We start from the raw sequence: 19720 nt of genomic DNA on the forward strand, positions 1-19720 counted from the left end.
CCTGTCGTCCGGCAGGTGCGAGGGATTGGGGAATACGGAAGGATGAAACGCCTGCTTGCCTGGTTGTGCGCGATGCTCTCTGCGCTGGGCATCACCGCCTGCGACTACTTCAATCTGCGCGAGCTCAAGCCAGGCGTGTCGACGGCGACGGAGGTGCGCGAACGCTTCGGGCCGCCAAGGATGGAGTGGAAGAACGAGGACGGTTCGGTCACCTGGGAGTACACCCGTCAGCCCGAGGGCATCGAATGCTTCATGATCACGATCGGGCCGGACGATATCCTGCGCCAGATCGACCAGGTCCTGAACGAACAGAACTTCGCCCGGGTGGTCAATGGCATGAGCGGCGACGAGGTGCGCCGCCTGCTCGGCAAGCCGGCGCGCAGCCAGTTCTTCCAGCTCAAGCATGAAACCGTGTGGGAATGGAAGGTTAGCCATGGTGTGGGCACGGCAAGCGAACCGGAGTTCTTCACCGTGTCTTTCAATACCGAGGGCCGTGTCGTCGGCTCCGGCCGTTACACGCAATATCGACGCTGACCGGAGGAAGGTCATGAATGTCTTCAAGCTGTTGCCACTGCGGCGGCTGCGCGGGGTCGGCATGTTGCTGGCGATGCTGGGGGCGTTGCAGTTGGCCGGCTGCGTGACGTACGCGCCGCCGCGCCCCTTCACCACCGAGGCCGAGACCCTGGCGGCCAAGGGCGAGCCCACGCGGCGCTGGCAGAACGACGACGGTACGACTACGCTCGAGTACGCCACGCAACCCTACGGGCGCAGCTGCCTGATGGTGCAGGTCGACGCGGGCGGCATCGTACTGCGGCAGTGGGATGCGCTTGACGAAGAGAACTTGGCGCGCGTGCAGAAGGGCATGACGCGCGAGGAGGTCGACCGCCTGCTCGGCGAGCATCGCTCGGAACAGACCTTCCGCCTGTCGGGTGAAGAGGTGTGGGACTGGAACGTGCGCAACTACGGTCCGGGCATCGCCACGCTGTTCAACGTGCACTTCATCGACGGCAAGGTGGTGCGGACGAGCCAGACCTACGTCTATCCGCGCGAGGGGCCGTTCTGGGGCGGGTGGGGCTACCCGCACCCCTCCTATTACCGCCACCCGTTCTTTCCGCCGCACCCCTACTTTCCCTACTGGTAAGTCCCTGTCGCCAAGTCGCTTTCGCGCTTGGCAAGTCTCGGCGTGAGTCGATACAATTCGTCCCCTGCCGAGGAGCGCTGCGACCCCGACTGAACCTGCGAGGGCCAGGCTCGGCAACCGATCAACGGCGCTCACAAACCTTCAGCCGGTTTGTGGCGCCGTTCGCTTTTGTGCGTGGCGTTGCCCGGCAGCCGTCGAACGACCGAGGACCCCGCCATGCAAGCCGATCGCAGCACCGAACTCCGCCAGCTTCTCGCCGAGCGCATCCTGATCCTGGACGGCGCGATGGGCACGATGATCCAGCAGGAGAAGCTGGGCGAAGCGGACTACCGTGGCGATCGCTTCATCGATCACCCCAAGGATCTCAAGGGCAACAACGACCTGCTGGTGCTGACCCGCCCCGACGTGGTCGCCGGCATCCACCGCGCCTATCTCGAGGCCGGTGCGGACATCATCGAGACCAACACCTTCAACGCCACCCGCGTGTCGCAGGCGGAGTACGGGCTGGAGGCGCTGGCCTACGAGCTCAACGTCGAGGGTGCCCGCCTGGTGCGCGAGCTGTGCGACGAATACACCGCGAAGAACCCCGCCAGGCCGCGCTACTGCGCCGGCGTGCTCGGGCCGACCTCGCGCACGCTGTCGATCTCGCCGGATGTGAACGACCCCGGTTTTCGCAACATCAGCTTCGATGCGCTTGCCGACGACTACTACGACTCGGCCAAGGCCTTGCTCGAAGGTGGCGCCGACATCCTGCTGATCGAGACCGTGTTCGACACCCTGAACGCCAAGGCCGCGGTGTTCGCGATCGAGAAGCTCTTTGACGACCTCGGCAAGCGCTGGCCGGTGATGATCTCGGGCACGATCACCGACGCCTCGGGCCGCACGCTGTCGGGCCAGACTGCCGAAGCCTTCTGGAACTCGCTGTCACATGCGCAACCGATCAGCTTCGGTCTCAACTGCGCGCTCGGCGCCGACCAGCTGCGCCAGTACGTCGAGGAGCTGTCCAACGCCTGCGACACCCATGTGTCGGCCCACCCCAACGCCGGCCTGCCCAACCCGCTGTCGCCCACCGGCTACGACGAGACGCCCGAGCACCTCGCGGGCCAGATCCGCGAGTGGGCGCAGAGCGGCCTGGTGAACATCGTCGGCGGCTGCTGCGGCACCACGCCGGCGCATATCGCGGCGCTCGCCGAAGTTGTCCAGGGCCTCGCGCCGCGTGCCGTGCCCGTCATCGACAAGAAGCTGCGCCTGTCCGGCCTCGAGCCCTTCAACGTCGGCAGCGACGCCCTGTTCGTCAACGTCGGCGAACGCACCAACGTCACCGGCTCCAAGGCCTTCGCACGCATGATCCTCGAGGGCCGCTTCGACGACGCGCTCGCGGTGGCGCGCCAGCAGGTCGAGAACGGCGCCCAGGTCATCGACATCAACATGGACGAGGCGATGCTGGACTCGGTCGCCGCCATGGACCGCTTCTGCAAGCTCATCGCCACCGAGCCGGACATCTCGCGCGTGCCGATCATGCTCGATTCGTCGAAGTGGTCGGTGATCGAGGCCGGCCTCAAATGCATCCAGGGCAAGGGCGTGGTCAACTCCATCTCGATGAAGGAGGGCGAGGCCGAGTTCCTGCGCCAGGCGCGCCTCGCGCGCCGCTACGGTGCGGCGGTGATCGTGATGGCCTTCGACGAGCAGGGCCAGGCCGACACCTTCCGCCGCAAGACCGAGATCTGCGAGCGCGCCTACACGCTGCTCACCAAGCCGGTGGCCGAGGGCGGCGCCGGCTTCCCGCCGGAAGACATCATCTTCGACCCCAACATCTTCGCCATCGCCACCGGCATCGAGGAGCACGACAACTACGCGGTCGACTTCATCAACGCCGTGGCCTGGATCAAGGAGAACCTGCCGTACGCCAAGACCTCGGGCGGGGTGTCGAACGTGTCCTTCAGCTTCCGCGGCAACGACCCGGTGCGCGAGGCGATCCACACCGTGTTCCTGTACCACGCGATCAAGGCCGGGCTGTCGATGGGCATCGTCAACGCCGGCCAGCTCGGCGTGTATGACGAACTCGATCCGGCGCTGCGCGACAAGGTCGAGGACGTGGTGATGAACCGCAAGCCCGGGGCGGGCGAGGCCTTGGTCGAGCTGGCGCAGACGGTGAAGGGCCAGGCCAAGGAATCCGCGCAGGACCTGGCCTGGCGCGCGTGGTCGGTGGAAGAGCGCCTGTCGCACGCGCTGGTGAAGGGCATCACCGAGTTCGTCGTTGCCGACACCGAGGAGGTGCGTGCCAAGCTCGAGGCCGAGGGCAAGCCGCCGCTGGCCGTGATCGAAGGGCCGCTGATGGCGGGCATGAGCGTGGTCGGCGACCTCTTCGGCGCGGGCAAGATGTTCCTGCCCCAGGTGGTGAAGTCGGCGCGCGTGATGAAGCAGGCGGTCGCGCACCTCATCCCCTACATCGAGGCCGAGAAGCTGCGCACCGGCGCCAGCAGCAAGGGCCGCATCATCATGGCGACGGTGAAGGGCGACGTACACGACATCGGCAAGAACATCGTCGGCGTGGTGCTCGGCTGCAACGGCTACGAGGTGATCGACCTCGGCGTGATGGTGCCGGCAGCCAAGATCCTGGAGGCGGCCAAGGAGCACGGCGCGCAGGCGATCGGCCTGTCCGGCCTGATCACCCCGTCGCTGGAGGAGATGAGCCATGTCGCCGCCGAGATGAAGCGCCAGGGCTTTTCCGTGCCGCTGCTGATCGGCGGCGCCACCACCAGCCGCAACCACACCGCGATCAAGATCGCGCCGCACTACGATCAGGCGGTGGTGTACGTGCCCGACGCCTCGCGCGCGGTGGGCGTGGTCACGGCGCTGCTGTCGGAGGGGCAGAGCGAGTCGTTCAAGGCCGAGGTGGCCGCCGACTACGAGAAGATCCGCGCCCTGCACGCCAACAAGAAGGGCGTGCAGTTGGTCGGCGTCGAGGCCGCGCGCGCCAACGCTTTCCGCGTCGCCGCCGACTATGAACCGCCGCGTCCCAACATGCTCGGCGTGCAGGCGATCGACGTCGAGCTTGGCGAGCTGGTGAATTACATCGACTGGGGCCCCTTCTTCCAGACCTGGGACCTCGCCGGCCGCTTCCCCGCCATCCTCGACGACGAGGTGGTGGGGGAGACCGCGCGCAGTGTCTTTACCGACGGCAAGGCCATGCTCGACAAGCTCGTCGCCGAGAACTGGCTGCAGGCCAAGGCGGTGTTCGGCCTGTTCCCCGCCAACGCGGTGGGCGACGACATCGAGATCTACACCGGCGAGGATCGCAAGCACCTGGCCATGGTGTGGCACGGCCTGCGGCAGCAGCACGAGCGCCCGGCAGGCAAACCGCACTGGTGCCTGGCGGACTTCGTTGCGCCCAAGGCGTCGGGCGTGGCGGACTGGGTTGGCGCTTTCGCCGTGACCGCCGGGCTGGGCATCGAGGCCAAGCTTGCCGAGTTCGAGGCCGCGCACGACGACTACCACGCCATCATGCTCAAGAGCCTGGCCGACCGCCTGGCCGAGGCCTGTGCCGAATGGCTGCACGAGCGCGTGCGCCGCGAATGCTGGGGCTATGCCGCCGACGAGACCCTCGACAACGAGGCGCTCATCGCCGAGCAGTACCGCGGCATCCGTCCGGCGCCGGGCTACCCGGCCTGCCCGGATCACACGGTCAAGGGGCCGCTGTTCGAGCTGCTGGGCGTGCGCGAGCGCATCGGCATGGACCTCACCGAGAGCTACGCGATGACCCCGGCCGCCGCGGTCAGCGGCTTCTACTTCGCGCATCCGGAAAGCCACTACTTCGCCATCCCGAAAATCGGCCGTGACCAGCTCGAGGACTGGGCGCGGCGTACCGGCATGGAGGTGGAGGAAGCGGCGCGCTGGCTGGCGCCGCTGCTGTAATCGCGGTCTGTGAAGTGCGCGGCGCTTGGGGAGTGAGGCTGCCTCCGGTAGCATCACGGGCTTCAATTCCCGGGAGCCCGACATGGCCAGCCTCGAAATCACCGCCGACAACTTCAACGATGTTCTGGAGAACAACCCGATCGTGTTCCTGGACTTCTGGGCGGCATGGTGCGGCCCGTGCCGCAACTTTGCCCCCACGTACGAGGCGGCCTCCGAAGCCAACCCGGACATCGTCTTCGGCAAGATCGACACCGAGGCCCAGCAGGAGCTGGCCGCGACCTTCCAGATCCGCTCCATTCCGACCATCGCGGTGATCCGCGAGGGCATCATGGTGTTCCGTGAGTCCGGCGCCCTGCCGGCCAATGCCTTGAATCAGGTCATCGAAGGCGTGCGCGGCCTGGACATGGAGCAGGTGCGGGCCGAGATCGCTGCGCAGCAAGCGGGCCAGGCAGAGGCCTGAACCGCCCGCTTCAGGGCATCAGCCCAGCGTGCCGGCCCGATCGCGGATCGCCTGCATGGCCGGATGCGATAGCCGGCGCTCGGTGGTGATGGCATAGACGCGGCTCACCACCGCGTCGATCTCGCCGATCACCACCAGCCCATACTGGCGACAGACATAGTCGGCAATCGAGGTGGGCGCCACGATGGCGCCCGCGCCCCCTTGGGCGAAAGACTTCATCAGCGCGCTGTCGTCGAATTCGGCCACGACAGAAGGCTGCACGCGCTCGCGCTCGAACCATTGCAGCAGCGCCCCGCGGTGGGCGACGTCCTCGCCCGGCAGCAGGAAGGGCGCACCATCCAGCGTCGCCGGAAAGCCCTCGACCAATTGCGCTGACAATGCGGGCGTGGCGAACACGGTCAGCGTGCTCTCGCTCAGCCGCGTGCTGTAGCCGCGCACGCTGACCTCGGGCGGCACCGCACGGTCGGCGATCACCAGGTCGAGCCGATGCACTGCCAGTTCGGCGAGCAGTTCGGCCAGCGGCGCCTCGCGGCACACCAGCCGGCCGGGGCGCTCGACGTGCAGCGCCGGCTCGATCAAGTGGTAGATGACGGACTTGGGCATCGAGTCCGGAATGCCGATGCGAAACGGCAGGCTGCGGCGCAGGCTGTCGTCGCGCACCACGTCGACGATCTGGTCGCCCAGCGCGAAGATTTCCTCGGCGTGACCCAGGATGCGTTCGCCCGCTTCGGTGACGACCAGCCGGCGCCTGGCACGGCGGAACAGACTGACGCCGAGTGCGGCTTCGAAGGTGGCGAGCTGGGTGCTGATCGAGTGCGGCGCAAGATTCAACAGTCGGCCGGCCTCGGCAATCGTGCCCACACGCGCCACGGTCCAGAAGTAGCGCAGGTGCTTGTAGTTGAGTTCGGTCATCTCGCACCCTCCTTTGTTCCGTCTAAAAAATCGATTGTATTGCTAATCAAAATCGACTTTTTGAGAGATCGCTTCTCCTTTAGTCTGCAGCTGTCTGCCGCGCTCCCCGGTGTGCCAAACCGGTTGTCCGGGCCGCAGCAGCCATCCCGACACAAGAAAGGAGACAGCACCATGCGCCACTACGAAACCGACAGCAGCCCGGCTGCCGCCCGCCTGCTTGCCCTCACCGTGCTTGCCGACGGTGGCCTCGACCGCAACGAGCTCGACGCGATGATGCAGGCCGACCTCGCGCGTCGCCTCAGCATCGGCCGGGTGGAGTTCGAGCGCATCCTGCGCGAGTACTGCGACGATCTGCTGCTGAGCGCGAACTACCTCGATGGCGTGCGCCTGAAGGTGGCCGACGAGGTGCTCGACCTGCTGCTCGAGGACATCACCGATCCGGCCCTGCAGCGGGCGCTGCTGCGGACGATGCAGGACATCGTCAGCGCCGATGGCGTGGAAACCTCGGCCGAGGTCGAGGTCCTTGCCCGCGCGCTGCAGAAGTGGGGTGCGTACCCGGATGGCGGGGCGCTGAACTGAAGCTTGCGGCACGCAGGCCCATCCGCATGCGGGCCTGCGTGCCGCGAACGCATCGGGGGGCGACATGGACAACACGAAACTCGTGCGCAGCATCGACCACGACAATCACCTCGGCGATCGCGTCGATGACCCGCTGATCGATCGTCTGCACTGGATCATCCGCCAGGCGATCCGCCTGCTGGCGGTGCTGATGGTGGCGGTGATCCTGTGGACCGTGGCCGATGTCGTCCTGGTGCTCTACGAGAAGCTGTCGGATCCGCCATTCCTGCTGCTGGATCTCAACGACATCTTCGTGGTGTTCGCCGCCTTCCTGGCGGTGCTGATCGCGATCGAGATCTTCGTCAACATCACCCTCTACCTGCGCGACGACGTCATCCACGTCAAGCTGGTGATCGCCACCGCGCTGATGGCGATCGCGCGCAAGGTCATCGTACTCGACCTGTCGGCACTGGCGCCCATGTACCTGTTCGGCATCGGGGTGGTCGTGCTCGCCCTCGGCGTGACCTACTGGCTGGTGTCGACACGGCCCGGCGACTGAGCGCCCCGCCGCCGAGGGCGAGGCGCGCGGTCCTCAGAGGCTGAAGCGGCTCACGTTGTGCTGCATGCGTCCGGCCATGGCCTGCAGGGCCTCGGCGGAGCGCTTGGTCTCGGTGGTGACCGTGTGGATCTCCTCGGCATTGCTGGCGATCTGCTCGACGGTTCGGGCGACGTCGTTCGAGGCCTCGGCCTGCTCCCTGAGCGCGAGGTCGATGTCGCCGATCAGTTCGGACACCTGGCGCGCGATGGCCAGCAGCGACTCGATGCTCTCGCCGGCGTCACAGGCGTGGGCGACGCTGCGACCGACGGCGGACACGCCCTCGTCGATGCGGGTGACGACCTGCGCGGTCGAGGCCTGGATGGTGCCGACCATCTCGGTGATCTCGCCCGTCGAGTGCGCGGTGCGCTCGGCCAGCTTGCGCACCTCGTCGGCCACGACCGCGAAGCCGCGTCCCTGTTCGCCCGCGCGGGCGGCTTCGATCGCCGCGTTGAGGGCCAGCAGGTTGGTCTGGTCGGCAATCTCCTTGATGACATTGACGATCGCAGAGATCTTCTTGGAGTCCTCGGCGAGGTTGCCGATGCCCTCCGATGCCGTTCGCACCACGTCGGCAACACGGTCGATCTCCTGTTCCAGCTTGCGCAACACTTCGCGGCCATCGCGCGCCTTGGTGTCGGACTCCCGCGCTGCGGCGCTGGCTTCGTTGGTGCGGTTCGCCACCTCGCCGATCGATACCGTGACTTCCTCGACGCGGGCGGCGATGTTGGACGCGGCCGTGCTCTGCGCGTCGACACTGGACTCGAGATGCGTCACGCCTGCGCCCAGTCCTGCGGCCGACTCGGACAGCCGCATCGATTCGTCGCGGGTTTCGCGGATGGTGCCGTGCAGCGATTCGCGCATCGCATCGATGGCGCTCTGAAGGTCGCCGATCTCGTCGGTGTTCCTCGCCCCGACACTGCCCGCCCGGGAGGCCAGGCGACCGGCCGCGATCTCGCTCGCAACCTCGACGACCCGGTTCAGGCGCGAGCCGATCCGGCGTGCCAGCAGCACCGAGAGCAGGCCTGCCACCAGCGTGCCGATCACCAAAGCGCCGATCGCGATCCGTTCGGCGTGGACGGCGGCCTGGGCGCTGGCCTCGCGCACCGCGTCACCCTGTTCGTTGACGTGCTTCAGCAAGGCGCTCGTGGTGGAGGCGACACGCGAACCCGCGGCGAACCATTCCGTTTTCTGCAACTGCACGGCCTCGGATTCGCGGCCGTCCTTGACGAGCTTCACCGCGGCCATCACGGCGTTGCGATACTCGGCCACGGCCTTGGTGAAGGCATCGAGCAAGCCGCGCGCTTCGGGCGTCGTGGCGTACTTGCGGTAATCCTCGATCGACTTGGCGAGCTTGGCGTCGATGTCGACCAGCGAGGCCTCGAGCTTGTCGCGCTCCGCGGCACTGTCGGCGAGCATGTACTCGAGGCTGCGGATGCGATAGCGCATGCGGCCTTCGCTCAGGCTCGCAGCCTGCGTGACCGAGGGCACGGTGTGGTCGGACATCGCGTGCGAGAGCGCGTCCATGCGGTCGATCTGGACGTAGCAGATGATGATCGCGGCGATGAGGATGCCGCTGGACGCGACGAAATTGAACAGCAGCTTCGTGCGCAGCCTGAGATTGTCGAACCAGTCCATGATGACCTCGGCAAACGGAATTGGAGCGCCCCGGCAAGCCCGGAGCCATGACGCCTAACGGCGGTACGCGCCGGGAGCTTGAGCGGAATCGAAAGATTTGATCGATGATAAGCAGGAGAAGGCTCGAATCATCGAGAAATCGACCTCTTCGTGTGAAATTGCACAGCGCACGATGTACTGCCGGTCGCAGAACCCGAGTCAGGCGCAGCGCGCCTGACGGGCTGTGCTTTCGCTGAGTCGGGCCTTTACTCGAACAACGCGCCGACGCTCTGGCCGCTGTGGATGCGCTCGATCGCCGCTGCGAACAGCGGCGCTACGCTCAGCGTCGTGATCTTGGGCAGGCGCTTCTCCGCTGGAAGTGCCACGGTGTTGCTGATCACCACCGAGTCGATCTCGGCATCGCGCAGGCGCTCGATGGCCGGACCGCACAGCACGCCGTGCACCGCGCCGGCGTGGATGCTGCGCGCGCCGGCGGCCTTCAGCGTCGCGACGGTCGACACGAGCGTGCCACCGGTCGAGATCTCGTCCTCGAAGATCACCACGTCGCGGCCGCGGACGTCGCCCACGACTTCGCCATGCTTGACGTCGGTGTCGCTGACGCGGCGCTTGTCGATGATCGCCATCGGGATGCCGAGCCGTTCCGAGAAGCGGCCCACGCGCTTGGCGCCGCCGGCATCGGTGGCCACCGCGACCATGTTGGACAGGTCGTGGTGGCGACGGAAATGCTCGGCAATCGCCGGGATGGCGGTCAGGTGGTCAACCGGTACGCTGAAGAAGCCATGTACCTGGTCGGCATGCAGGTCCATCGTCAGCACGCGGTCGGCACCCGCGGTCTTGAGCATGTCGGCGATCAGCCGGCCGGTGATCGAGATGCGGGGCGCGTCCTTCTTGTCCGAGCGCGCATAGGAATAGTAGGGAATCACCGCCGTGATGCGCTGCGCTGACGCGCTGCGCATCGCGTCGAGCGTGATCATCAGTTCCATGATGTGTTCGCTGACCGGCTCGGTGAAGGACTGCACGACATACACGTCGCGCTCGCGCACGTTCTCCTGGATCTGCACGCGCAGGTTGTCGTTGGAAAAACGCGAGATGTCGAGCTGGCCAAGGCGGATGCCGAGGCGGTGGCAGATCTCGCCGGCGAGTTCGCGGCTGGCGTTGCAGGCGAAGATCTGGAGGCCGTGTTTCATCATGGGACTGTCTCTGGGCGGGTGGCGGAGGTCTTCCTTTTATCCGCAGTCGGCCCCGAGGGGAAGGGGGAGAGGGCGAACTCTGAGCCGTGTCCTATTCATATCGACCGGGCGCAATCAAGCCCTGAGGATCGAGCGCCTCCTTCAAGCGGCGTGCAAGGTCGGCGCTGGGGCGAACGCGGTTATCGAGCGTCGCCATCTCATGTACGCTGAAGCGATAGGGATGGGTGCCGAGCTCGCGTCCAGCCTCGTACAAAGAGGCATAGCAGGCGCGAGCTGCCGTAGCCTCATCGTGGTCGTCACGCCTGAAAAGAATGGGCACGGTGCTGTCGAACAGCCTGGCGTTGAGCGAGGTCAACGTGATGAGCGGCTCGATTCCGTGCCGATGGCATTGCTCCTCGACCATTTTCACGTACTTGCGCACCGTATCTGGACGCATGGGTACGAGGGGCGAATACCAGATCAGCCCACAACCGTCGCGCGCCGGGTCGAGCAAGGTGCCTGGCGGCGGCACGGTTCCCCCGCGCCAATAGCACAGCGGAAGGGCGGTCTCGTTGGGACGTCCTTCAACGAGTTCGAGCGATTGTGCGATGGTCGCCGCGGTCTTGCCCGCGCGCGCCCCGAGCTTACCAGGCAACTTCTGCGCGATGCGCGCAAGCCACCGAGCCTGACCCATTGACAGAAAAACGACCCGGGTGGCGACTCCGGACAAGGCTCGTCGAATCTCGTGCTGGGCCGCGCGAACCACCCGCTCTGTGCCGTAGAGCGTGCCGAAACCGGTCCACGGCATGACCTGATAGGCCCGCCCCATCGCTGCCACTGCCTCGGGCCTGATCAGACCGTCCGGGTCCAGCTGGTCGGCCGGGTAAGGCGCTGCCATGGCTAGCACGCGCCTCCGGTTCATAAGATTGATGCCCCCCACGACTCCAGGCAGTGAACAGAGGATGTTGCGGATGCGTTCGACCGTGTCCTCGAGCAGACTGTCGTCGCGCAAACTGAAGAACAAGGCCTTGATGCATTCTGGCCGGCGCGCCAGCGCAATCGATACACGGGTGACAACGCCGTATCCGCTCTGCGTGAAGAGTCCATCGCAATAGGGGCCAAGCCCCCACTTGAACAACTTGCCGAGGCTCTCCCCGGCAAGGTCGCTCAGCATGCCCCGATACACTGAACCGTCCGCAAGCACGGCCTCAATGCTCGTTACCGCAGCAAAGTGATCCGCCTCGGGCGTGACGCCATAACCGCGCTCGAGCGCATTGCCCACTAGGCTGCATGTCGGCCCGGCACCGGTCACTGGTACCAGGAACGGATGATGGCCGCGATCAAGAAAGTTTGCCAGCATCTGCTGCGTGACGCCGGGTTCCAGCGTGACAATACCCAGTTCTGCATCGAAGTCGATGATGCGGGTGAGCCTCGACAGATCGAGGACCATGCAATCATCACGCACTGGGAGTGCAGTGCCGTAACCCCAGTTATGCCCGGTGCTGATGGGATGTACCGGTACGCCGAAGCGCGAAGCAATGCGCATGATCTCGGGTATGAGTTCAGCCCGTGCGGGCCTCAGCGTGCCCAGAAAGCGACGGCGCACTTCCGTGGTGTCAGCCCCATAGGCAGCAGCAGCGGCTTCGCCATCGAGCACCTCAAGCCCTGCCCCCAATGCGCCCCACGCCTGCGTTGCCGCCGCGATATCCATCACTCTCATCCAAGCCTCAAACAGGTGATTGCGTGTTGCGACATCCATGGTGCGAGCACCACATGAACGCAAAGCGCTAGCGAAAGCCGGACCGACCCGCCGATCCTACCGTAAGCCGCAGCGCCCTCCCTGAAGCTGTCCGGCTGCCGTAGCAGCGTACAAAAAGGGTGGGCCAGTCTCCTGGCCCACCCTTCAACCTTGGCATCTACTTGGCTGCCAGCCGCAAACTGAACCGCAGGTTCAAGCGCGACGACGGCGCGCGCTGAACGCGCCCGCCACAACGCCGATACCCAGCAGCGCAAGAATGCCAGGCTCCGGAACTTGATTGAAACGCTCGGTCGAAATCGTGAAGCCGAATGCCAACTGCGTACTTTGACCCTCCGGCGTGGTGAAACCAAGGCAGCCAGCCCCCGCCCCAGCAGCGGCGCACGCTGCGTCCGAGAGCAGGCTCAGCGCGCCGCCTAATGTCGGGAAGATGTTGATGAAATAGTTGTTGCCGTTGTACGGAAGCAACTGATCGAGGAAACCTGTCTGCTGAACGAAGATATCGTTGCAGGGCGTGGGGCTGGCCACCACGCACGGGGTTGCATTGGGCGTCTCAGTGAACAGGATGTCATACTCCAGCGGAGGCAACCCACCGGGACCACCGATGACGGCATCGAAGGGTTGTAAAGCAGTGAGATTCAGTGTTGCGCGCAGTACCGCACTGGACAAGCTCGGCGCTTGGATCGGGAAGTTGTTGTGCGTCAGGGTGATACCCGCCGCGGTCGTGCCCGGCTGAGGGCTGTCGCCTGTAATCTGCGTCTGAATGAACCCAGGTGCAGGGTCGGTAATCCCCAGAGAGGATTGCGTGCCCCCCGATCCCCATGAGATCAACTTCGTGCCCGGCGCCGGGGAGGTGGTGGCGCCATTGGTCAATGTGTAGCTCTGCCAGTCAGCGCTGAGTGTGTAGCTCCAATCTGTAACCACTGGAGCCGCTTGAACGGTTGCCGCGCCCGCCAAGCCAATTAGCAGAACAGAAAGCTGCTTCAGAACCGGACTTGATTTCATGATGACTCTCCTCGTGGATGGCAAGGCGCGCATTGCATGCCTCGGATGAAAGACATTGCCGCCATCAAGAATCAAGCAAGAGTTGTACCGTATGGCAAAATATCAAAATAAAACAATGTCTTGTTAAGATGGTCTGCGTTTATTAGAGCTAAATTCGTATTGCGTGTAAAAAAAACCGACAACCCTCATTCCTCGCAAGACTGATGGAGGAAGGAAGACTCCGCGTAGCTGCATTCAATCTGTCGATGGATCTCACGCCACAGTGGTCGCATCGTCGGCCGCATCTCCCTGATGGTCTCCTGCACGTCTAGCATCGAGGGAACGCGAGTGCCGCGATGAGACACCGGATCACCGATCTGGCGGATATTGACGCCGAGGCGAGCAAAGTGGCTGGTCAGCCTCGGCTCGGTCAGGACGAACAGAACGTCGATACCGCTGCGCGCAGCGAGCGCAATCGCGCCCATGTAGAGACCGATGGGAATGTAGGGGAAGCGGGGATGCTCGCCGACACCGAAATCCTCGTCTCGAACGCTTGCGCTGCTGCGATCTTCGCCCTTCCTGTGGCGGAACATGCGTCGCACGGCGAGACGTGAGACTTCCGCGATTCTGCCCCGCGGCATTGTCATGGGATCGACGATCGATCGATTGATCGTCGCCGAACACGTCTCTTCGAAAGGCAAGAGCGAGAACGGGGACTCAGGATCCGTCAGCACGAGGCGGGTGCAGCCGACCATATCGCCTGGCGAGCCGACCCGCTGCATCAGGCAATGGAGGCTGTGGGCGTCGTATGGGTCCGTTTCAAGGCGGTCTGGGTGCTCGGGCTCGAAGTGCAGATCCTCGCAATAGACCTCATGCCGGATACTGAACACCGCACGGCGAAGGTCATCGTCAAGCGCTGCGCCAATTCGGAAGTATTGCCGGAACTTGTGGCCAAGGCTGATGTTGTCGCTTAGTGACATGGCAGGATGTTCCGAGAAGGTTGAAACGATTGACGCAGGCCAGCGATCGCAAGGGTGAGACACATCTCCTGAGCCGGCAGCGAAGCGGCAAGTCAGCGGAAGCAACAAGACCGAGTCTGCTCCCGATCATGTTGACAAGCATATTCTCAAGCACAGTGTGGAGGAATACGTCGACGTGTCTTTCCGCTTCTGGTATCGAACAAGCGTCCTAACTCCAACTGTAGTTCGCAGGGGCTTGCCCGCATGGCGTTTTTTCGCGCATCGCTGCGGCACAGCGACAGCGGCGGTGACAGCACTACCCATCCTCGGCCGATCCCGCACGGCCATGGTTTGAAACGGAGTTTCGATGGAACGTGGTGCGCGGACCTTATCCCACGTGCGGGGCGACGTGTTCGGTGGCCTGATGGTCGGAGTGGATGTCCTGCCGCTGGCGTTGGTCTTTGGCGTGGCCTCCGCCGACCGTGCCGAGGGCGGTCCTTTTCGCCCCCGCACTGGTCGTGCTCGGCGGTGACCTGGCGATGGCGCTCGGCTCGATGCTCGTCGGCGGTCTGGTGCAGTTCGGGCTTGGTCTGATGAAGGCGGGCGACCTGGTCCACTTAATTCTCCACCCGGTGGTGTCCGGCTTCGTGAGCGGTATTGGCTCCATCATCATCATCCTGCTGCAGATTCCGCTTGCAGTGCTGGCGGGCATCGTGGACGTCGGTGGGCCAGGTGGCCCTCCGCCGTGGCGCTCAGTCCGGATAGCGCAGGAAGGCGCGGCGCGCCTCCCGCCAGGCCGCCTCGTCGGCGCCGGCGAGCACATCCAGATCGGCCGGTGTCGCGGCAGGGTCGTCGACCCATTCGCGCAGCAGCGGCGAGCCGTTGATGAGGTCGATCGCCAGGCGCTCGAATTCGTACTCGTAGCCGAAGTCGCGCCACAGCGGGTAGTCCGGCCACAGTCGCCGGATGGCCTTGAAGGCCAGCGCCTGCACCCGCCATGGGCGGAAGGCGGCGTGGTCGTAGTGGGCCGGATCCTCGACGTGGATCTGCACGCCGTTGCACAGCTTGCCGGCGTGCTTGTGGAAGGTGGGCTCGAACCAGCAGTCGCGCAGCACGCAGCCGCGCAGCCAGTCCGGCGCCAGGGTGCGCATGTCGGCGATGATCGCGCGGGCGTCGAGGTCGGGCGCGCCGAACAGCTCCAGCGGCCGGGTGGTGCCGCGGCCTTCGGACAGCGTCGTGCCTTCCAGCATCACGGTGCCGGCGTAAGCGCGCGCCATCCACAGGTTGGGCGCGTTGGGGCTGGGGTTGATCCAGCTGCGCTCGCCCAGCGGCCAGCCGTAGCCGGGCGCAGCCTCGGGCTGCCAGCCTTCCATGTCGATCACCCGGCAGTCGACGTCGAGCTTCAGTGTGGCGACGAACCAGCGCGCCAGTTCGCCCATCGTCAGGCCGTGGCGCATCGGCAGGGGGCCGGCGCCGACGAAGCTTTCCCAGCCTTCGCGCAGCAGTGTGCCTTCCACCGGCCGGCCGGCGGGGTTGGGGCGGTCCAGCACCCAGACCGACTTGCCGTGCCTGGCCGCTTCTTCCAGCACGTAGCGCAGCGTGGTGATGAAGGTGTAGATGCGGCAGCCCAGGTCCTGCAGGTCGACCAGCAGCACGTCGAAGCTGTCCATCATCGCCGCGGTGGGGCGACGGACCTCGCCGTACAGGCTGAACACCGGGATGCCCAGCAGCGGGTCGGTGTAGTCGGAGGACTCCACCATGTTGTCCTGCTTGTCGCCGCGCAGCCCGTGTTGCGGGCCGAAGGCGGCCGACAGCGTGATGTCGGGCAGCGCGGCCAAGGCGTCGAGCGAGTGCGTCAGGTCGCGGGTCACCGAGGCCGGATGGGCGAGCAGGGCGACACGCTTGCCCGCCAGTGGGCGGCGCAGTGCGGGGTCGGTGAGCAGGCGGTCGAGACCGAAGCGGATCGAAGACATCACTTCTTGCCGTCCGGCTCGGCCCAGGTCTTCAGCATCAGCACGAAGCTGTTGCGGGCGTGGAAGTCGGGCTGCTCGGCGACGTGCTGCACGGCCCAGTACTCCAGTTCGCCGTCCTTGCGTTCGATCACCGCGGCGAGGCCGATCTCGAGTTCGGTGCCCGGCGGCACCGCGGGCAGGGCCGCCGACGGCACGCGTGCCTCGAGCCGGGCAGCGTTGTCGTCCTGTGCGAAACGGAGTTCGGGGGCTGCGTCCGCTGCGTAATCCTCGCTGCGTTCGCGGCAGGCCCGGAAATCGTAGATGGCCCACTGCCCGGACGGCGAGAAGTTGAACTCGCGGTAGCTAGGTTCGCCCTTCACGCCCATGAAGACCTCGAAACAGGTGTGCTGCCACAGCGCGTCGGCCGGACGGGGTTCGGTCGCGGCCGGAATGCGGATGGCCTCGATGCGGCTGTCCTCGAGCTTGAACTCGAATACCGCCGCGCCATCGGGCGCAGCGTACATCGTGGCCAGCAGTATGCCGACGGGCGAGGTCACGGTGGGCCTGTCGTCGGTGGCGGGCTGGAGCGGGGTGGTCGTGGGATGGGGGCGCAGGCCGATGGTGATGGTCGGCACGCGGGGGCGTTCGGAGGAGGGCAGGCTCACGATGGAATCGACGCTGAGTGATCAAGGGGGCGGAGGGTACGCGAGGGTGCATGTGTCCGCCGGCACAGGCGCAATGGTATCCCGATCGCGCGGAAGACGGGCGGGTAGGCGCCCCCTCGCCTCGGGGTTGGGCCGCGGCGGCAGGCGCTGGCAGAACGTGCCTGGCGTCGATCGGCTGCTGCGGCGCGTCATGCATGGCGCTTGAATCGGCCGTTCGCCGCCTGCAGACTCGACGCCCATGTCCATCCCGTTCCCGCCGTCGCCCGTGCGCCTCCCGCCTTTGTTCCTGATCGTCGTCGCGCAGCTCTTCGGTACCTCGCTGTGGTTCTCCGCCAACAGCGCCGGCGAGGACCTGATGCGGACCTGGGCGCTGCAGGCAGCGGACATCGGGCGGCTGACGAATGCCGTGCAGCTCGGTTTCATCCTCGGCACGCTGGGTTTCTCGCTCAGTGGCCTGGCCGACCGTTTCGCTGCCAGCCGCATCTTCGCTGTCTGCGCGGTGCTCGGCGCGGGCGCCAACGCCGGCTTCGCGCTGCTGGCGCAAGGGCTGGCGGACGGCCTGGCGTGGCGCTTCGCGGTCGGACTGGCGCTCGCCGGCGTCTATCCGCTGGGCATGAAGCTGGTGGTGAGCTGGGTGCCGCAGCAGGCCGGGGCTGCGCTGGCCTGGTTGGTCGGCATGCTGACCCTGGGCACCGCGCTGCCGCATGGGGTGCGCATGTTCGACGCCGGCTGGGGCTGGCAGGCGACCATCCTGGTGTCGTCCGTGCTGGCGCTGCTGGCCGCGGTGATGATCTTCACGCTGGGTGACGGTCCGCACCTGGTGCGTCGCCCGGGTGCGCCGCGGTTGCGGCTGGGCGAGGGCCTGTACGCCATGCGCGAGCCGCGCTTCCGGGCCTCGGCGCTGGGGTACTTCGGTCATCAATGGGAGCTTTACGCCTTCTGGACCCTGGTGCCCCTGCTGGTGATCGCGGCGCGTGGCACCGAGGCCGGCTCGCCTTCGGGGCCGGCGTTCGCGGTGATCGGCATCGGTGCCGTGGGCTGCGTGCTGGGCGGGTGGCTCAGCCGGCGCATCGGCAGCGCGCGCGTCGCAGCGCTGGCGCTGGCGGTGTCCGCGCTGTGCTGCGCGGTCTACCCGTTTGCCGTCGGCTGGCCGCCGTTGCTGCTGGCGGCGCTGATGCTGGTGTGGGGCGCGAGCGTGGTGGCGGATTCACCCCACTTCTCGGCGCTGTCGGCACGCGCCTGCCCGCCCGAGAGCGTGGGCAGCGCGCTGGCCTTCCAGAACGCGATCGGCTTCGCCATCACCATGGGCTCGATTGAACTCACCACCCGCCTGTGGCCCCTGATCGGCGACCGCGTGGCCTGGGTGCTGCTGCCCGGACCGGTGTTCGGGCTGATCGCGCTGGCGCCGTTGTGGCGGCGCGCGGAATCGCAGCCGGGCTGAACCCGTTTGCCGCCGCGCTCAGGCCCCGGTCCGGGTCTCGACGTTCTGCCCCGAGGGGACATGGATCACGTGCTGGTACATGTCCATCTGCGGATACGGAATGGTGATGCCGTTCTCGTCGAAGGCGATCTTCACCTTTTCCTTCAGGCTGCACATCGTATCGAAGTAATCCGCAGTGGCGACCCACGGTCGGACGTGGATGTTCACGCTGCTGTCGGCCAGGTCGGCGACACCGATGAAGGGCGCGGGATCGGCCAGCACGCGCGGGTCGTCCTTCAGCACCTGCTCGATGATGCCCTTGACCTTGCGGATGTCGTCGTCGTAGCTGATGCCGAACAGCAGGTCGATGCGCCGCGTCGCGCGCGCCGAGAAGTTGGTGATCACGCCGGAGTAGATCGCGCCGTTGGGGACGATGATCTCGCGGTTGTCGACGGTGCGGAAGGTGGAGCTGAAGATGTTGATCTTCTCGACCACGCCCGAGGTGCCGCCGGCCTCGACGAAGTCGCCGGCCTTGAACGGGCGGAACACGATCAGCATCACCCCGGCGGCGAAGTTCTTCAGCGAGTCCTGCAGCGCCAGGCCGATCGCCAGGCCCGCCGCACCGATCAGCGCGACCAGCGAGGTCGTGTCGACGCCCAGGCGGTCGAGCGCGGCGATGATGACGACGAGCAGCAGCACGCCCTGCAGGATCGACAGGATGAAGTTCACCAGGATCACGTCGAGCTTGGCGTGGGTGAGCACCCTGCGCGCCACGGCGACCACGCCGCGCGCGACCCAGCGGCCGACGATGAAGGTGCCGAGCGCGAACAGCAGGTTGATGCCCCAGGGCAGGGCATAGGTGTCGATCCAGTCCAGGTTGGTCAGCGTTTCCAGCATGCGGGGGGTGTCCTCTTGTCCGGTGGGTGAAGGGCGTTCGGCGGCGGACCTGGCACAGGGTAGGCACCGTGCGGAGGGCGCCGAAGGGGCTCCTGTTTGTCGCCCGCAGGCCGGCCTTGTTCCCCGGCGGTCGCGCGACGACAATCGCAACCTTAGCCCAAGGCCGTGTCGAACGCATGTCCGTAGGAGTGTCACGATGAGCAGGCTCCGCCGTGTTTCCCTTCGCCTCCTTTCCGCCCTCGCCCTGTTGGCCGCGGCGCCCGTCCACGCGCAACAGGCGGTCGCACCAGATGTCGCCGGGCCCGCGGCGATTGCCGCCGAAGCCGGCGAGCTGCGCCTCCAGTGCGGCGGCATCGGCCTCGACGAGTCGCTGCGCATGCGGGTCGAGGGCGGGCTGCATGCCCTGCTGATCTTCTTCGTCAGCGTCGATGGCAGCTATCTGGCCGATGTCGCCACCCGCATCGACGATCCGCTCGGCGACCGCCGCGTCGAAGCGAGCTGCGGGCCCATCGGCCTGGTCGACGTGCCGGCGCCGGGGCGCTACCGCATCACCGCCACCTACGGCGGCATCACGCAGGAACACTGGATGGACCTGAAGCCGGGCGGTGGCGCGCGCATCCAGCTGCGCTGGCTGGAGTAGATCGCTGGCGGCGCCTGATCGCGGCCGGCTGAAAGCCGTTAAACTCGCGCTCTTTGTCCAGT

The 19720-nt window shown here is 66.1% G+C and carries 17 protein-coding genes and 1 riboswitch; of the genes, 8 read left to right on the plus strand and 9 right to left on the minus strand.

Annotated features, from left to right (window positions below; translation table 11 throughout):
• Window positions 1-42 precede the first annotated feature (42 nt).
• From C664_RS11955 to C664_RS11970, 4 genes are all read left to right on the plus strand, one after another.
• Window positions 43-534, plus strand: a complete 492-nt coding sequence (locus C664_RS11955; protein ID WP_004260277.1) for a hypothetical protein — start codon at window positions 43-45, stop codon at window positions 532-534.
• 13 nt (window positions 535-547) lie between these two features.
• Complete coding sequence (locus tag C664_RS11960) at window positions 548-1141, plus strand: hypothetical protein (protein WP_004260281.1); 594 nt, start codon at window positions 548-550, stop codon at window positions 1139-1141.
• 63 nt (window positions 1142-1204) lie between these two features.
• A riboswitch (S-adenosyl-L-homocysteine riboswitch) is annotated at window positions 1205-1281 on the plus strand.
• Window positions 1282-1357: 76 nt separating this feature from the next.
• Window positions 1358-5056: a methionine synthase gene (gene metH / locus C664_RS11965; RefSeq protein WP_004260285.1), complete on the plus strand. Its 3699-nt coding sequence runs from the start codon at window positions 1358-1360 to the stop codon at window positions 5054-5056.
• Window positions 5057-5138: 82 nt separating this feature from the next.
• Window positions 5139-5516, plus strand: coding sequence for a thioredoxin family protein (locus C664_RS11970; RefSeq protein WP_004260287.1), 378 nt, complete (start codon window positions 5139-5141; stop codon window positions 5514-5516).
• Between the two features lie 18 nt (window positions 5517-5534).
• Here the strand turns inward: C664_RS11970 and C664_RS11975 are convergent, their stop codons facing one another.
• Complete coding sequence (locus C664_RS11975) at window positions 5535-6428, minus strand: LysR family transcriptional regulator (protein ID WP_004260289.1); 894 nt, start codon at window positions 6426-6428, stop codon at window positions 5535-5537.
• Between the two features lie 171 nt (window positions 6429-6599).
• Between C664_RS11975 and C664_RS11980 the strand changes: the two genes are divergently transcribed.
• Window positions 6600-7007 (plus strand): TerB family tellurite resistance protein, encoded by a 408-nt coding sequence (locus C664_RS11980; protein ID WP_004260290.1) that lies wholly within the window; start codon window positions 6600-6602, stop codon window positions 7005-7007.
• Between the two features lie 64 nt (window positions 7008-7071).
• A complete protein-coding gene (locus C664_RS11985; protein WP_004260292.1) occupies window positions 7072-7545 on the plus strand; it encodes a phosphate-starvation-inducible PsiE family protein in 474 nt (157 codons plus the stop codon).
• Window positions 7546-7578: 33 nt separating this feature from the next.
• Here C664_RS11985 and C664_RS11990 read toward each other — a convergent pair whose 3' ends face one another.
• The 7 genes from C664_RS11990 to C664_RS12025 all read right to left on the minus strand — a co-directional run bounded on the left by C664_RS11990 (window position 7579) and on the right by C664_RS12025 (window position 16701).
• Window positions 7579-9216 (minus strand): methyl-accepting chemotaxis protein, encoded by a 1638-nt coding sequence (locus tag C664_RS11990; RefSeq protein WP_004260293.1) that lies wholly within the window; start codon window positions 9214-9216, stop codon window positions 7579-7581.
• Between the two features lie 245 nt (window positions 9217-9461).
• Window positions 9462-10406, minus strand: coding sequence for a ribose-phosphate diphosphokinase (locus C664_RS11995; protein WP_004260295.1), 945 nt, complete (start codon window positions 10404-10406; stop codon window positions 9462-9464).
• Window positions 10407-10497: 91 nt separating this feature from the next.
• Window positions 10498-12144: an FAD-binding oxidoreductase gene (locus C664_RS12000; RefSeq protein ID WP_198291519.1), complete on the minus strand. Its 1647-nt coding sequence runs from the start codon at window positions 12142-12144 to the stop codon at window positions 10498-10500.
• A 192-nt stretch (window positions 12145-12336) separates the two neighbouring features.
• Window positions 12337-13146, minus strand: coding sequence for a THxN family PEP-CTERM protein (locus C664_RS12005; RefSeq protein WP_004260303.1), 810 nt, complete (start codon window positions 13144-13146; stop codon window positions 12337-12339).
• A 185-nt stretch (window positions 13147-13331) separates the two neighbouring features.
• The gene (locus tag C664_RS12010; protein ID WP_004260308.1) at window positions 13332-14105 is read right to left on the minus strand and encodes a PEP-CTERM/exosortase system-associated acyltransferase; all 774 of its coding nucleotides are present in this window, start codon (window positions 14103-14105) and stop codon (window positions 13332-13334) included.
• 731 nt (window positions 14106-14836) lie between these two features.
• A complete protein-coding gene (locus C664_RS12020; protein WP_038011665.1) occupies window positions 14837-16057 on the minus strand; it encodes an exo-beta-N-acetylmuramidase NamZ family protein in 1221 nt (406 codons plus the stop codon).
• Window positions 16057-16701, minus strand: a complete 645-nt coding sequence (locus C664_RS12025; RefSeq protein ID WP_038011668.1) for a DOMON-like domain-containing protein — start codon at window positions 16699-16701, stop codon at window positions 16057-16059. The genes C664_RS12020 and C664_RS12025 overlap by 1 nt, the downstream gene beginning before the upstream one ends.
• A 238-nt stretch (window positions 16702-16939) precedes the next feature.
• Between C664_RS12025 and C664_RS12030 the strand changes: the two genes are divergently transcribed.
• Complete coding sequence (locus C664_RS12030; protein ID WP_004260333.1) at window positions 16940-18142, plus strand: MFS transporter; 1203 nt, start codon at window positions 16940-16942, stop codon at window positions 18140-18142.
• An 18-nt stretch (window positions 18143-18160) separates the two neighbouring features.
• On the opposite strand, the gene C664_RS12035 is transcribed toward C664_RS12030, so the two are convergent.
• Window positions 18161-19018: a mechanosensitive ion channel family protein gene (locus C664_RS12035; RefSeq protein ID WP_004260338.1), complete on the minus strand. Its 858-nt coding sequence runs from the start codon at window positions 19016-19018 to the stop codon at window positions 18161-18163.
• Window positions 19019-19214: 196 nt separating this feature from the next.
• On the opposite strand from C664_RS12035, the gene C664_RS12040 reads away from it, so the two are divergent.
• Entirely contained in the window at window positions 19215-19658 is a 444-nt protein-coding gene (locus C664_RS12040; RefSeq protein ID WP_004260340.1) for a hypothetical protein, read from the plus strand.
• Window positions 19659-19720 lie beyond the last annotated feature (62 nt).

This window comes from Thauera sp. 63 (assembly GCF_000310165.2).
Classification (GTDB): domain Bacteria; phylum Pseudomonadota; class Gammaproteobacteria; order Burkholderiales; family Rhodocyclaceae; genus Thauera; species Thauera humireducens.